Consider the following 14,698-nt stretch of genomic DNA (forward strand, 5'->3'; position numbering starts at 1 on the left):
CGGCCGGCAGATCTACCGGTGGAGAAAATCCATCCCCGGCTTCTTCTTGATACCAAACCCACCCGGGTTATCAACTGTTGTTTTCAGTAACTCCAGGCCTCGTGGCCCAGCGGGGACTGATTCAGCACATCCCGATAGTACCGCCACTGTGGCATGAACTGATCCATCAGCTCCCTGAACCGGTCGGTGTGGTTTCGCTCGAGCAGGTGTACCATCTCGTGCACAACAACGTATTCGAGGCACTGAGCCGGTTTCTTTGCGAGCTCCAGGTTCAGCCAGATCCGCCGGGCTTCGATGTTGCAACTGCCCCACTTTGTCTTCATCTTTTTAACCCCCCAGTCGTCGACCGTTACCCCGAGCGTATCCTGCCACTTCGCGATCAGCGGCGGGATCAAGGCCTTGAGTTCTTTTCGGTACCACTTGAGCATGACCTGTTCTCGTCTCCCGGCGTCGCTTCCCGCGGGAACGTACAGGTCGATCTTTGCCTTGTTAACCTCAACCCGCGACGGACCCGGATGCTCGATAACGTTTAACAGGTAGCGTTTACCGAGGAAGTAATGCGTTTCGCGGTAGGTGTACTCCCGTGGGCTCTGGCGCTCCTGGCTCCTGAATCGGGTCTGCTGCCGTTTGATCCACGGCAGTTTCGTGATCACCGCCAGCCGCACCGCCTCGTCGTCCACGCGTAACGGCGCCGCTACCCGAACCCGGCCTTCAGGAGGGTATACTCCGAGATGCAGGTTCTTGATGTCCTTACGGACCACGTCGACCTGCATGCCATTCACGGCGATCCGGTGCATTCAGGCATACTCCTGCTGGTTTTTGATCAGATCAAGGATCTTGTCGAGTTTCTCGTCATCCTGAACGACCTGCTTGATGGCGATACGGACCATCTTCATCTTAATGGGGTTGTGCGTCCAGTCGTCCTGTTTGGTCGAGGTTACCGCTTCATGAACCGCGAGCGCGATCGCTTCGTCCTCGCCGAGGTTATCGTAGAGTGCCTGTTTTGCAGGGCTGTCCAGGGTCCCGGGGTATCGTGCGCCGTCGCCGGGGCGCTTGATCTGCTTTGTCAGTGCGACGATCTTTTTCAGGTATTCCTGATATCCAAGTGCCTGTGCCCGGCGTTCTCTGATCAGCGCGTCCAGCAGTTCGGACATTTTCTCGTAGTACTTCGGGTTGATCGGTGTTTCGTCGATGATCAGCTTGCGGACGTTGTTCTCGATGGTCTCCGCAACCGCTTCGCGATCACGCCGTATGCCCGGCGGGAGCGTCTCTACGGCATCGGCACCACGTTCAAGGAGGAGCTGGACCAGAGGCATATCGTCGAATGCCGATATCTTCACGCTCTCTTCGGCCCGGATGTAGGTATCGAGGAGATGCCGCATGGCCGGCTCGTAGAGTTTCAGGTCGATATAGTCGCCGCTCGCCCGCATAACCTCTTTACGGACGTTGTCATAATGAGTGACCTCGGCCCGGATCTCTGCGGCCTCGGCGTCGGTGTATCCGGCATCGTGCATCTCGTTCGCCAGGCCGGCATACGCCCGGAGGAGGGCGGCGGTCAGCTTGTAGAGGGCAAGCCGTTTGCGCTCGTTCTCCTTGAGCGCTTCAGGATCTGTGGTATCGGCCGCACAGAAGAAATGCTGATACGCAAGGGTGTCCCCGGGCGGCTCTACCGGCTCGCACAACGTCCTGATTGCCTCAAGGGCGTCGCCGAGCCGCTCGCGTCCTTGCTCCAGGCGGTCTTTCAACAGCCCCGATACGTCCTCTCTGTCGAAGCCGCCGAAGGCTTCGCCGGTGTAGTCCTTGATCGACCTCTCCAGCGACCGGAAGAGGTCTTTGTAGTCGGTGATGTAGCCGTACTCCTTGTCCTCGCCGTCGAGGCGGTTCACGCGGCAGATCGCCTGGAAGAGGCCGTGGTCGCGCATCTGCTTGTCGATGTAGAGGTAGGTCGCGGGCGGGGCGTCAAAGCCGGTCAGGAGTTTGTCGACGACGATCAGGAGTTTCATCTGTCCGGGCTCGTGGATGAACCGCTTCTTCACCTCCTTCTCGAACTGCTCGACTTTGTGCATCGCCGCGTCCTCCGGTTCTTCGAAGTGTTCGGCGAGCATCTTGCGGTAGATGTCATACTGCCGCAGCCTCTCGGTCAGCCCTTCGCCGGTCTCTTCGCCCTTGATGTCCGAAGGTTGCGGCGCGTAGGAGGTGATGATCGCACATCTGCCCGCAAGGTCGGTCTTGTTGAACATCTCAAAGAACCGGCAGGCCGAGTAGATGCTGCTGGTGACGAGGAGCGCGTTCCCGCGGCCGCTTCTGAGCCGGTCGCGCAGTTCCATGTCGAGCAGGATGTCGGCGACGATCTTCTCCAGGCGGTCCTGTGCGCTGAGCACTTTCTGCATGGTTCCCCAGCGCTTCTTGAGCTGGGCTCTCGCGACGTCGGTCAGGCCCCGGGTCTTGATCTCGAACCACTGGTCGATCTTCTCCTGCGAGGTGAGGTTCTGGTCGATGTCGCGGGCTTCGTACTGGAGGTCCAGGACGACGCCGTCACGCACGGCCTCGTCGTATTTGTAGGTGTGGATGTAGGGGCCGAAGACTTCGATGCTCTTCTGTTTGTCCAGTTTGAGCAGGGGAGTGCCGGTGAACCCGATCAGCATCGCCCCGGGGAGGAGCGTCTTCATCGCCCGGTGCAGTTTGCCGGACTGGGTGCGGTGGCATTCGTCGACGAAGACGAAGAACTCGCCTTTGGGTGAGAATCCTTTCGGCAGGTGGCTTTTGATATCTTTGATATAGGTCTGGAGATCGGCGTCGCTGAGGTCGTCGCCACGGCCGAACTTGTGGATCAGCGAACAGACCAGCCATTCGGTGTCGGTGTTGAGAACGCGGACGAGGTCGGTGCCGCTTTTGGTGCGGTAGATACCCTCGCTGACGCCGAGGAAGACCTTCTCGATCTGGTCGTCGAGTTCGGTGCGGTCGGTGACGAGCAGGACGCGGGCGGCCGGCACGTGTTCGCGGATCCATTTGGCGAGCCAGACCATGATCAGGCTCTTGCCGCTGCCCTGGGTATGCCAGATGATCCCGCCCTCGCGCCGCTTCACGCGCTCCTGTGCCGCTTTGACCCCGAAGTACTGGTTGTGCCGGCAGGTCTTCTTGGTCCCGGCATCGAAGACGATAAAATCGTGGACGATCTCAAGCAGGCGGTCTTTGCGGCAGAGCTGGAAGAGTTCGCGCAGGAGCGGGTTTTTTCCGGCGGCGGCCGGGGCGTCGGCCTCTTTCCAGCGCAGGTAGTACTTCTCGGGCGTCTCGATCACGCCGTAGCGGAGCCCTTCGGTCTCGTTGCCGGCCATCAGGAGCTGGACGGTGGAGAAGAAGGGGCGGATGAAGATCTTCTTCTGGTTGTCGAGGTTCTGGCGGATACCCTCGGATACGGAGACGATCGAGCGCTTGAGTTCGAGGACACCGAGGGCGATGCCGTTGACGTAGAGCACGATGTCGGGGCGCTTGCTGTTCTCGCCGGCGATGGTGACCTCTTCGGCGACGGCAAAGTCGTTCTTCTCCGGGCGGGCCCAGTCGATGAGCCAGACGGTGATGTGCTGCTCGCCGATGTCGGGCCGGACCTTCACCCCGTAGCGGAGCAGCCTGTAGACCTCGCGGTTGGCGTCGTAGAGGGTCTTGTTCCCGCCGACCGCCTTCGTTTTGCCGAGTTCGTGGAGGACTTTGCCGACGATCTTCTCGCTGTAGCCCCGGCGCGTGAGCCATGCGGCGAGCAGTTCCTCCTCGACGTTGCTGTTCCCCTCGCGGTGCTCCCAGTTGCCGAGGTAACGGTACTTGAGGGCGTCGCGGAAGTAGGCGACGACCCGCTCCTGCGTGAGACGCTCACGCTCGCCGACATTACTCATCTTCGCCTCCGATAATCTCCCAATGGCCGCCTTTCTTCGGGCCGACCCGTTTGAGCCGACACGCCTGTCTCAATCGCCGGATCTGCCATTCAATCCCTTTCGGCGTGATGCCAATCCGCTCTGCGAGTTCACGTGTACTGATGGTCGGCTCGGCCGCGATCAGGGCCAGGATCTTCTCCCTGGTTTCTTCCCTGGTTTCTTCCCTGGTTTCTTCCCTAGTTTCTTCCCTAGTTTTTACCCTAGTTTTGCCGGCACCTCTATCCTGAACCCGGCGGATGATCGTCTGGAACCCGTCGCTGACGGCGAACTCCGGCTCCGGCAGCCCGGCCTCGGTGCAGTGCCGGATCATGTCCCGCGTCCCCGTGCCCATCCGCTCGATGTAGCCGGTGAGGTACATCGGCTCGGCGAGGAGCGGGTTCGCCGGCACCGACCCGTGGGCCTGCCGGAGTTTTTCGAGCGTCAGGGACGGCGGGAGCGTGCCCGGGTTCCAGACCTCCAGGCGGTCGGCAAAGAGCATCACCTGCACGCTGCCGTTGCTCGTGTAGTCGCGGTGGGCGACCGCGTTGACGATCGCCTCCGCCACCACCTCCTTGGGGATCTCGTAGCGCACCGGCGCCTGCGGGCCGGCCTCGCGGGTCCCGACCGAGAGGGCGATCTTGCCGAGGACGAAGTCCACCGCCGCGTCCACGAGGTCGAAGACCGTGCCCTTGTAGACCTGGTAGGACGGGATCGGTTTGGCGACCTCGGTGCCGTGGAAGTGGGCGCACTTGATCTCGGAGGAGATCAGGAACCGCTGCGGCTGTTTCCCGAACAGGAGGACCGCGGCGTTCGTCAGGTGTCCATCGTCGAGCAGGTTCAGGTGCTCCAGCAGGTCAACGGGAGAGGCATCGGGGGCGAGGGGGAACCGGCGGGTCGCTCTGGCCGTGCGGATGAACCACGCCATCCGTTCGGGATCCAGGTCTTCAGGCGTCGCCTTCATGCATGGGGCCGCGTCGAAGGGCCCGGAGCGGATGAGCTGCCTCTCCTCCAGGTACTCGACGAGCGCCGCATACAGCCCGGCGACCAGTTCCGAGGGGGTGTTGAATCGCTTCCGGATCAGGCCCGCCTGCGCTCTGCCGACGAGCGCACGCATCTTCGGGTGGCGGGCGGCGTCGTCCGTGCCCCTGACGTAGATGAGCCGGTACTTCCCTTCAGTGGTGGCGAGGTCGAACTCCCGTTCGGTCGGCGAGACTCCGCCGGCGTTCTCGGAGCCGTAGTCGTTCCCGAAGAGCCCGACATAGATGTCGCATCGCCGGACCTCGTCGAGGTACAGGTCGTCGGTGCGGCGGTCGGCGGCAGGGACGTCCTCGAAGAGGAAGACCTCGAAGAACCGCCGCATCAGTGCGTCGCCCCGCAGGTAGTCGCGGAGGGCCGCCCGCTCGTCGGCGAACTCATTCTGCACGCTGCTGACGAAGATCCGGACGGGGGTCATGCTACGGTCCCGGCCTCCGGCGGCTCGACGAGGCGGATGCGCCCGGTGAGGAGCTGCTGCATCATGCCCTGCTTGATCTGCTCGGCCTTCTCCCGGCGGCGTTCGAGGGCAGCGATCTCGGCGTCCATGTCGGAGAGGACGGCGGCGATGGCGTGTTGTTCGCCCTCATCTTCAGGGCATATCAAACGAAATTGTTCAATTTGCTTGGAGTTCGCTGATGTAAATGTGCTGCCCTGTTCGAGAATCCTCCACTGTGCTTCTGAGTTAATGAGAGCCTGAAATAGGAATGCAGTGTCACCGAGGGGTTTTAATCCACACACTCCACGTCCTAGGCAAGAATCCTGTGTCGCTATGCCAACAGAACCAACAGGTGCTCGAACGGTGAGCAGTAAATCGCCTGCATTACAATGTTTGGCTGCCCACGTCGTCCATACGCGAGCAATAGTATGGCGTTCTATGAGGTCTGCGTTTCCCTGAATTAACGGTAAACCGTCACCATGCAAATTGTAGTATTTTGAAGGAGGTGATTGCCCCATTGTGATGCTGGCAAGTTCACCTAGTGACTTTTCAGACCATTTGCCCTCAAACCCCGGCAGCCTCGTCTTCCCGGTGAGCAGCTGCTGCATGGCAGCCTGCTTGATGGCCCGCTTCTTTTCGATCAGCGCATCCAGAGCCCCGATGAGCCTGTCCACATCGGAGAGGGCGGTGGCGATGGCGCGTTGTTCGGGGAGGGATGGAAATGGTAATAGGACTCTTTTTAGGTGATAAGGTCCGAAATTCGGTTGCGCTCCACCAGTTATCATTAGGTCGATTTGATTTTTGAAAAGTGATGAGTTGAGGAACGCCCAAAGAAATCCATAGACAGTCTCCCCGGTTGGCTTCACTCTGATGACACTCGTGTTCATCATCAGGGGGAGGTCTTGCTCTCTAACTATGGCAGTTTTGCCGTAACTGTTACCTGAACTTGCCATCACCATGTCACCTGTATCTATTGCAAAGTGCTGATACAGTCGATTGAATTCGGAAAGTGCAATGTGGCGGTCGGTATGGTCGAGATTCAGAACACTATTCTCAAGGTTTGTTACGTTGATGACCTTCATGCCGCTCGTTTTAAACTGCCACTGGCGCAAGCCTGGCCCTTCTTGGAACCAACATGCTTCGGGAAGCATCATCACCCCCCAATCATCTGGAATAACTCCCACATCCGTCCGCTTATACCCCGGCGGTACCTCCTCCCGGGTCACCCCTGAATCAATCACGCTCTCCCTCCCTGATGCACCCCACGGTCGCCGGCTCTCGCTCAACCACCCTCAACATAGGAAAAGCAGAGACCATATCAGGCATCCTCTCGGCCGCCTTCGGTCTCGTAGCTGAAGAGAACGTACGTGGGAGGGTTGTTTACGCCCACTCTCTTCGTACGAACCTTGATGGTGACGGGTTGGTTGATATGGTCGTTGATGGAGCCGGCATCCTCAATTGCAGCACCAACTTTACCCGTGATGATCTCATCCGAATCTCTGGCCAGGAACTCAAACGTCCTCCGGTTCGGGAGGACCCCGAGGAACTGTCCTCTCAGTTCCCTATCCTCCTCGCGAATGTTCTCCTCGCTGAGGCGGCTTGCGCTCTGGGCGACCTGGCCCACATCGGAAAATCTGAACGACTCGCCCCTGGACTCCAGAGCACACACGGCTTCCTGGTTTGAGAGGGTGTTGAGAAAATCACGAAGTGCTTTCAGCGCCCGTGGATCGGCTTCAGATACCGCCTCGCTCAACTCATCGTCGGTCCCGACCGATGCCTTGAGGATCGTCATCGTCTTATCTACCGCTAATTCAAGAGGGGATCTCTCCAGGGCGGGGGTGCAATGGTGGGGCATTTCTTCCAGAACGAACCCGAACGACCCCGTTGCCGTTCCGGTGATCAGCATCTGGTACTCTTCACGCTTCGGAATGACCCCACGCGATCCCAGCGGCTCACTCTGGCTTGCTCCGATAGCGGCAACGGCGCCGGCAAATTCCCTGACGGCGGCGCCTCCAAACTCGGCAAAAACACCCCGGCTATCGACAATAGGCTTCCCCCGGAATGTAAGGTTGACCCGAAGCGGCCTGCGAACATCCATCGCTTGCGAGGCGAGTTCCTCCTCTAAAGATTTCTTCCTGGCCTCAAGGCTCATCCTATCGATGACGCTCGATTTCGGCAGCTTCATGAGCATCTTCTCAAGGGCGGCGATCTCTGACCGTATCTGGCGGTACTCCTGCGTCATCATAACGAACCTCCTTCGCGTATCATTTCCTCCAGGTTTGTTGCAGCTATCTGATCACCATTACTTGATAGATCAATCTGCAAAAAACCTTTCCAGAGCCCGCCACGCCTGTGAGACCAGATGCTATACCAGTAAGCAACCTGATCGACCAGTAACTCCGGATCTTCGGTATTTAGCCGCACAAAGTATGCATCGACGTGGAAATCCTCCTTCGTCCTTTCGGGATCGAAGAGGTGCGGCGCCTTAGCAACAAGATCAGCCTCAGTGATCCCGTCAGGGAGACAATAGAAAGTGACAAGATCGATATCATGGGGGTCCCGCTTCTCGATCTCTTCAACATTTTCCAGGAAACTGCCGTCGATCCACTGGAATCCCTTAGTAAGGTTCACAGAATGCAGGGCGGAGCGAAATTCCATGAACCCATCCAGAATAGCCCGGCGAGCTTGCGTGGTCCCAAAGCGGAGGATACAGTCAGTGAGAGAGACGGAGTACGGCGAACGATAATCTGAGATTGGATCATCCATATCGCACGGCGGGAGAACCCCATCAACATTCCATCGAGGTATAGCGTCTTCGTTTACCATTTCAACCCCATCCTCTTCAGGTGCTCCTCGATCTTCTTACTGAACGCCTCCACCTCACGCTCCAGCTCTGGCAAAGGGCGGGCATACCGCTCGTCCAGTTCCTTCACCCGGCCGGCGAGCCGCTGCGTCAGCCGCTGCACCTCACTCTCGACGGCAGCTTGTAGGGACGAGAACCATTTGTCTTCGACCACCAGCGCCTTGATCTCATTCTTAGTGAGTTCTGAATATTTCACAAGGATATTATTCTGGAATCTGTCAACTGCCTCCTTGAGGGTCTTCTTTTTTGCAGACTCTTCATTGAGTATCTGAAGGTAGTCGTAAAGGACGTTTAGTTCCTCGAATAGACCTTCTTCGTCTGCGATCTCCTTGTTCCAATAACCCAAGCCAAAGGAGGTCTTCTTAATCGTCTTTGCCTGCTTGTGCTCGAGTGTCCCTTCCGAATATGCCTTGAGGATCGTATCCTTTAACTCCATAGCGCGCTTCTGGACATTGCCTTTAGCAATTTTGGTCCCTTTCTCATCCTCAAGGCCGTTGAGAGCGCCCTCTTCGCCCCCATGCTCTTCCTCAAACTCTTCCTTCTGTTCTGTCGCCCTGGCAACGTCGCTCTCAAGACAGCATATCTCCGCCTGCTCAGCGGCGAAGTAGCGGCCGACGATCAGGGCCGGCGGGATCAGGTCCATCTTATACTTCCGGCGACTGATGACCAGGTCCGGCGTCTCCTTGATCTTCTTCTCCTTATCCTCGATGATCCCGCGGGGCTTCGCCGCCGCGACCCATCCCTCGGCGGCGACGAGATCGACGTCGTCCTGCATCCCCCCAGCCCAGTAATCCATCAGGCACTGGTAGGCGTCGTACTTATCCAGCAGCGGCAGGCCGGCGAACCGCACGAGCATATCCTCCGAGAGCGCACGAACGACCTCCCGCGGTTTTGCGCCGGCATCGAGAGCCCAAAGACGCGGCTCGTGCGCCGCCCGCCACTCATCGAAGACGGCGGCGACCCGGGCCGCGTAGGCCGCAAACTCCGCGTGGGCAAGGATGGTCGCCTTCACCTGCGCCGGCTCGACCTTCGGCTCCAGGTAGCCGGCGCGACCGTTCGAGCGGAACAACGCATCCCGTAGCGTCGGGAAGACCGACCAGTAGCGCTCCAGGGCGTCGATGTCCCGGACCGGGATGCCGCCGCTTAAGTGGGCGTCGAGGTCGTGGAGGTCCTCGGGCTCGCTCGAATCGATGTAGCGCGGAATGTTCAGGTTGTAATCGTTTGCACTGCTCGCGATCTCCGCGATGGGAACCATGCGGGAGTAGCGGGGCAACTCGATCCGGTTGTTGAAGACGTCCACAATCTTCCTGATATCCTGCGACCGGAGCCGGTTCTTGTTCCCGTCCTTCTCGAACCCTCTTGATGCGTCGATCATGAAGATACCCGTCCGGGAGGAGGCGTTCTCCTTGTCGACGACGATGATACAGGCCGGGATACCCGTCCCGTAGAAGAGGTTCGGGGGCAGGCCGATGATGCCCTTGATTAACCCGTGCCGGACGAGGTTCCGGCGGATATCAGCCTCTTTATTGCCGCGGAAGAGCACCCCGTGCGGGAGGATGATGGCGCCCTTCCCGGTGCTCTTGAGCGACGTGATCAGGTGGAGGAGGAACGCATAGTCGCCGTTCTTCGCCGGCGGGACACCGTACTCAAACCGTTTGAACTCGTCGTTCTCCGGGTTGAGCCCGTTCGTCCAGGCTTTGGAGGAGAAGGGAGGATTCGCGACCGCGAAGTCGAACTTCTTCAGGCTCCCGTCGGGGTTCTTGAAGTGCGGATCGGCAAGAGTGTTGCCGCGCCAGATCTCCGCCCCTGGATGGCCGTGGAGGATCATATTCATCCGCGACAGCGCCCAGGTGGCGTTGTCCATCTCCTGGCCGTAGATCGAGATCCCCCGCGGGGCTTCGTCGCTCGCCTTGAGGAGGAGGGACCCCGACCCGCAGGCAGGGTCGTAGATGGTCTGATCCTGGCGCGTCTCGGGGCCGATACCGATCACCTTCGCAATGACTCGGGAGACCTCGGCCGGGGTGTAGAACTGCCCTTTGCTCTTGCCCGACTCCGTGGCGAAATGCCGCATCAGGTACTCATAGGCGTCACCGAGCAGGTCGTCGCCCTCGGCGCGGTTTGCCCGGAGGTCAAGGCCGTCGAAGATCGCCACCAGCTTGGAGAGGCGGTCCTGCATCTCCTTCCCGCTCCCGAGTTTTGCCTCATCGTTGAAATCAGCCTGGTCGATGACCCCCTTGAGCCCGTTCGCCTCTGCGAGCCTACCGATGATCTTGTTGATCTTATCCCCGATCTCCTTGTCGCCCTTCAGCCTCACCATATCGGCGAAACTTCCTCCTTCGGGCACCTCGATGATCGCGTCCTCCTTCCCCGCATATTTATCAGAGACGTATTTCACGAAGAGCAGTGTGAGGATGTAGTCCTTGTACTGCGAAGCATCCATGCCCCCGCGGAGCTCGTCGCAGCTGTTCCAGAGCGAGCTATAGAGTTCGGATTTCTTTATTGCCATGTTCCTCCTGCCTTATGTATTCGGTTTTTGTCCGGTCATTCTTTCGCAGATTTAGGATAATCTGACTTCAGATATGTGGATCTCTTGAATTTGCCGCAACCAGGGTTAGATTCAATTCGGACTGCATGAACGTTAATGTTTTTGCACCGGGTGGCGTCGGCCGCTCAGGTACGGGGGACCAACGAACACAACTGCCGTAACTGAAGGGGATCGACGGGGATCACCGCACCCCCTCCCTCGCGTTCCCTTCCCGGACCAGCCGGGAATAGCACCCCTCGCAGATCTGTGTCTGTGCCTCCGCGGAGTGGTAAACCGCCTTCGCACCGCAGATCGTACACCGGCCGAGTTCGACCCGTACCCGCTCAAATGTCCGGTAGTCAAGCACCCCGGCGAGCGGCCGGACACCGTTTGCAACGTTTGCAACCGTGTTGCAAAGGGGTGTGCAAATAGGAGTGCAAACACTTTTCGCGCTCGAATTCCGCGCTACGTTGAGGTTTTTACGATTCATCGTTAAATTAGTATTTTCGATTTTTTCGTTTGCAACAAGTCCGGAAACACACGGCACCTTCCGTCCCTGCACACGATGCCGGCGTTCTTCCTGTGGAACCGGATCGGGTGGACTCTGTGATCTGGAATTTGTTGCAAACGACTTCTGATTGTCGTGATCGATATCTGCTGGAATCTCCGCATTTGCGAAATCCTCCTCATTTTGCTCACGTTCGCCCTCCTCGATCTCTTTGCACCTATGTTTGCACCCCCCTTTGCAACCGGGTTGTAGATGGTGCAAACGATCATCCGAAGGCGGCGGGGAGTCCCCCTCCCCCACGCCTGCATCCTCATCCTCCAGCCAGACCGTGAGTTCTGCCGCCCACTCCCGGTAGCGCTCGGCGTCGAACTGGAAGTGGGACTCGTGCCGGCGGACGGTCGTCCCGGTGGATTCATCGATGATCGTCGCGTCCACCATGCTGATGGCAGGACACTTTTCGAGGAGCCCGCAGTAGACCGTGCCCCTCGCGGTGTAGCCCTGCAGGATCCGCCGGACCTGGTGATACGACAGTCCGGTCGCCTGCTGCAGCATCCGGACCGTGAACGTCTCCCACCCCATCCGGGAGATGGTGGCGAGCGCCGCCGCTTCGTTCCGGGTCATCTTCGACTCCTGCCCGCCGCCGTCCTGGTTGATCGCGGCGTAGAGCCGGGCAGCCGCATCGAAGTCCTCCCGGGCCGCTTCGATCCGGACTTTTTCATCTATCTCCCGCCGCTCCCGCTGCAGGAACCGCAGTGCCGCGTGGCACTTGATCAGGTCAAAGAGCATCGCGGGGTTCCGGCGGTTCGCGACGTTCGAGAACCCTATCCGCCGGGCGAAGGGGATCCGGACAAAGATCCGGTGCTGTTTCACGATCGACCAGAGCGCCCGGCAGGTGAGAACGTCCGGGTCGTCGCCCCGGTTCGGCCCGCTCGCCTCCGTCTCCTTGAGGTGCTCGAGCACCCGTTTGTCCTGCTCGGCCGAGTCGTCGATCCAGACCGTCAGCATCCGGTTCATCACCTGGTCGTCGCCGGGGTTCTCGACCTTCGCGAGCCACCAGACGCACCGCTCGGGTATCGAGCAGACCCGGAGCTGCCGATCGATTGTGACGGTCCGGTGCTCGATCGGTTCGTGGAAGGATGAGGTGGCCGACTTCAGAACCTCCTGCAGGTCGTCGGAGAGCGCCGTGTCGTCAAAGAGGATCACCGTCCCCGGCCGGAGGTCATCGGCGTAGTAGAGCGCCTTGTTGCTCACAGTGCCGGTGAGTTTGTAGTCATCGGGGACGAGGTTGAGCATTGTGGTGCAGGCGTGGCTCTTCCCCTTACCAGAGTTGCCGGAGATGGAGACATGGAGGCCGTTGGTATTCTCCACGGATTGCGAAGCGATGGACATCACCAGGCACTCCGCGACCGTCCGGTCGCCAACATGCGCCCGATTGAAGGCATCGAGGAGGAAGGTAAGCGGGTCACCGCTCTTGAGGATCTCGATGGCACGCGCCTGGTGCTCATCTTCGAAAAGGATAGGAGGGGGGAGTGGTTTCTCCTCCGGGATCCGGGTCCGCTTAGGCTCATACCTCTTCCTGAGTTCCGGCCAGCGCTGCGCTCCCCCACCACAACTCTGGTGATGACAGCCGGCGAAGATGGCGCCGTTCGCGAACTGGATCGCGAACGCGCCGTCCTTATGCGCCGAGGAGAACGGGCACTCGTCGAGGACGTAGAGGGTGCCGCCCTGGTAGGGTCTTGTGCTCCTGACTGCGATGCCGTGGTCGAGGAGCCACGAGGCGAGGTCGATGCCGGGGCTGTTGCCATCTGTCTTCTTCGGCTGCGGAGACCCTTCCCGCGGGAGGAGCCCCGCGAGGTGTTGCAGCCGTTCCAGGGGAGCCACACTGATATCCTCTGGAACCGCGAGGACCTTCGCCCGGCGGTGCGGCCGCTCCGGGGTGTTGTCGCCCTTCCGGGACAGGGTCCCGTAGAGTTTCCAGATCCGGGCGGCGTTGTGGTTCGCGGTGTCGACGGTGATGGTCTCGTTCGAGAAGAGGGCATCGAGGGTTGCAAGCGCACCCCTGACAACCTCTGTTGCCGCTCCATCGTTCGGGAGGTCGATCCGGTAGAGGAGGTGGGCGCCGTTCCCGGAGTCAGCCCGGATGGGCGCCGGGAACCCTTGCTCTTTGAGGTACGCGGCGATCCGCTCCGCAGCGGCGAGCGCCGCATTGTGCTCCTCATCCGTCGACGATACCCCGCTCGGCCGGACGGGGTCGATGTCGACCGGGAACCAGCGCCGGCGGAGGATGTCGGTGTCAGCGGTCGTGGCATCCTTCCGGGACAGCCGCATCTTGATCCGGTTCGCCCGCCGGGCGAGGAGGGCAGGGTTGACGGTGTTTAAGGTGACGTAAATCCCGGCAACCGCCGGATCGGCGTCGAGCGCCTCGACGGCCCGGGCCAGGGCCTCGTGGTCGTCGAAGTAGCCGGAGTGGGTGACGCCGTCGGCGAGCGCCCGGACCTCGACCACGCCGCCGCCCGGGGCGAGGATGTTCACCAGGTTTCTGACTTCGTCGCTACTCGCACCTCTGGTGCTCGAGCTCCGGCCCTGCGGCCCGTCGCTCATCCCGTCACCCCCGGCACGAGGGGAAAGAGGGGGGCGGAGATGGCCTCCCCGCGGGCGACCCGCTGGAAACTGATAAGCGGGATGACGTAGGAGCCGACGCGGGTGTGGAGGACCACCGCCTTGCCGGAAGCGTTCATCGCTGCGTGCCCCTCGATGGCGACATCGCTCACCAGGATCCCGCTAGGGGTCGTCCGCGAGCGATTCCCGCAGATCGGGATCACCCTGCTGTAGAAGAGGAGGCTCCTGAGATCTCCTGCCTCGATCTGGTATTTCTCAGCGTCGACGGAGATATGAAGGGTTCCGCCGGTGCCGTAAGAGAGGGTGCCTGTCTCAGTCATGGCCCACCGCCTCCTGCCCGGTTACGGTCGTGACTGCGTAGTAGTGGCAGCCTGTCCGGACGATATGGATCTCCCGCACCGCCCGGCCAAACCGGCCGATCTCGGCGGCTACGACCTGCTTGACCAGGAAGAGCGGCACGACGCCTGCTGTTCGCTTCCCGGGAGCTGATCTTATCTCTCTTGACGGAGAAGAGTTGTTGGCAGTCCCGTGTGAACCGATGTTGGCGCACGCTTCATCATGGGGGCTGCTGTCTATGTCTCTCATTCTGTTTCCTCGTTCTGTAGCGTTATCAATCTGGCTTTACCGCCGGCGCTCCACGTCTCCCGGACGGGTTCTGCTCGCGGGTCCGGGATGTGGCCGGGTAGTTCCTGGGTGATCTCTTTCATGGGCTGCTCCTGTGCGGGTGGATCGGTGTGATCGGTGCCGGGGAGGGCGCGGTCTGGCCGGTCGGCCCCGGGCAGGTTCCCGCACACAGAAGAGGTGGGTG

The 14,698-nt window shown here is 60.3% G+C and carries 11 protein-coding genes; all 11 read right to left on the minus strand.

The annotated features are described in order from the left end of the window. Positions 1–83 precede the first annotated feature (83 nt). On the minus strand, positions 84–797 hold the full coding sequence (locus tag HL657_RS09980; RefSeq protein WP_317296672.1) for a M48 family metallopeptidase: 714 nt from the start codon (positions 795–797) through the stop codon (positions 84–86). Further along, positions 798–3,887, minus strand: coding sequence for a type I restriction endonuclease subunit R (locus HL657_RS09985; protein ID WP_317296673.1), 3,090 nt, complete (start codon positions 3,885–3,887; stop codon positions 798–800). Then, entirely contained in the window at positions 3,880–5,358 is a 1,479-nt protein-coding gene (locus HL657_RS09990) for a DUF4062 domain-containing protein (RefSeq protein ID WP_317296674.1), read from the minus strand. The genes HL657_RS09985 and HL657_RS09990 overlap by 8 nt, the downstream gene beginning before the upstream one ends. Beyond that, a complete protein-coding gene (locus tag HL657_RS09995; RefSeq protein ID WP_317296675.1) occupies positions 5,355–6,617 on the minus strand; it encodes a restriction endonuclease subunit S in 1,263 nt (420 codons plus the stop codon). The genes HL657_RS09990 and HL657_RS09995 overlap by 4 nt, the downstream gene beginning before the upstream one ends. Positions 6,618–6,694: 77 nt before the next feature. After that, on the minus strand, positions 6,695–7,621 hold the full coding sequence (locus HL657_RS10000) for a hypothetical protein (RefSeq protein WP_317296676.1): 927 nt from the start codon (positions 7,619–7,621) through the stop codon (positions 6,695–6,697). Continuing rightward, positions 7,618–8,202, minus strand: coding sequence for a DUF6932 family protein (locus tag HL657_RS10005; protein ID WP_317296677.1), 585 nt, complete (start codon positions 8,200–8,202; stop codon positions 7,618–7,620). Before HL657_RS10005 ends, HL657_RS10000 begins: the two co-directional genes overlap by 4 nt. Beyond that, entirely contained in the window at positions 8,196–10,745 is a 2,550-nt protein-coding gene (locus HL657_RS10010) for a type I restriction-modification system subunit M (RefSeq protein WP_317296678.1), read from the minus strand. The genes HL657_RS10005 and HL657_RS10010 overlap by 7 nt, the downstream gene beginning before the upstream one ends. A 220-nt stretch (positions 10,746–10,965) precedes the next feature. Then, positions 10,966–13,872, minus strand: coding sequence for a hypothetical protein (locus HL657_RS10015; protein ID WP_317296679.1), 2,907 nt, complete (start codon positions 13,870–13,872; stop codon positions 10,966–10,968). Beyond that, positions 13,869–14,210, minus strand: coding sequence for a hypothetical protein (locus HL657_RS10020; protein WP_317296680.1), 342 nt, complete (start codon positions 14,208–14,210; stop codon positions 13,869–13,871). The genes HL657_RS10015 and HL657_RS10020 overlap by 4 nt, the downstream gene beginning before the upstream one ends. After that, entirely contained in the window at positions 14,203–14,475 is a 273-nt protein-coding gene (locus HL657_RS10025) for a hypothetical protein (RefSeq protein WP_317296681.1), read from the minus strand. The genes HL657_RS10020 and HL657_RS10025 overlap by 8 nt, the downstream gene beginning before the upstream one ends. Continuing rightward, positions 14,472–14,597 carry a hypothetical protein gene (locus HL657_RS10030; RefSeq protein WP_317296682.1) on the minus strand — a complete coding sequence of 42 codons (126 nt, stop codon included), beginning with the start codon at positions 14,595–14,597 and terminating at the stop codon, positions 14,472–14,474. Before HL657_RS10030 ends, HL657_RS10025 begins: the two co-directional genes overlap by 4 nt. Positions 14,598–14,698 lie beyond the last annotated feature (101 nt).

Source organism: Methanoculleus nereidis, from assembly GCF_032944295.1.
Lineage (GTDB): Archaea > Halobacteriota > Methanomicrobia > Methanomicrobiales > Methanoculleaceae > Methanoculleus > Methanoculleus nereidis.

Bases quoted from the DNA above. Each gene is read 5' to 3' on its own strand.
- HL657_RS09985 (WP_317296673.1), bottom strand. From the start codon at position 3,887: ATGAGTAATGTCGGCGAGCGTGAGCGTCTCACGCAGGAGCGGGTCGTC.
- HL657_RS10015 (WP_317296679.1), bottom strand. From the start codon at position 13,872: ATGAGCGACGGGCCGCAGGGCCGGAGCTCGAGCACCAGAGGTGCGAGT.
- HL657_RS10005 (WP_317296677.1), bottom strand. From the start codon at position 8,202: ATGGTAAACGAAGACGCTATACCTCGATGGAATGTTGATGGGGTTCTC.
- HL657_RS10030 (WP_317296682.1), bottom strand. From the start codon at position 14,597: ATGAAAGAGATCACCCAGGAACTACCCGGCCACATCCCGGACCCGCGA.
- HL657_RS10025 (WP_317296681.1), bottom strand. From the start codon at position 14,475: ATGAGAGACATAGACAGCAGCCCCCATGATGAAGCGTGCGCCAACATC.
- HL657_RS10010 (WP_317296678.1), bottom strand. From the start codon at position 10,745: ATGGCAATAAAGAAATCCGAACTCTATAGCTCGCTCTGGAACAGCTGC.
- HL657_RS09990 (WP_317296674.1), bottom strand. From the start codon at position 5,358: ATGACCCCCGTCCGGATCTTCGTCAGCAGCGTGCAGAATGAGTTCGCC.
- HL657_RS10020 (WP_317296680.1), bottom strand. From the start codon at position 14,210: ATGACTGAGACAGGCACCCTCTCTTACGGCACCGGCGGAACCCTTCAT.
- HL657_RS10000 (WP_317296676.1), bottom strand. From the start codon at position 7,621: ATGATGACGCAGGAGTACCGCCAGATACGGTCAGAGATCGCCGCCCTT.
- HL657_RS09980 (WP_317296672.1), bottom strand. From the start codon at position 797: ATGCACCGGATCGCCGTGAATGGCATGCAGGTCGACGTGGTCCGTAAG.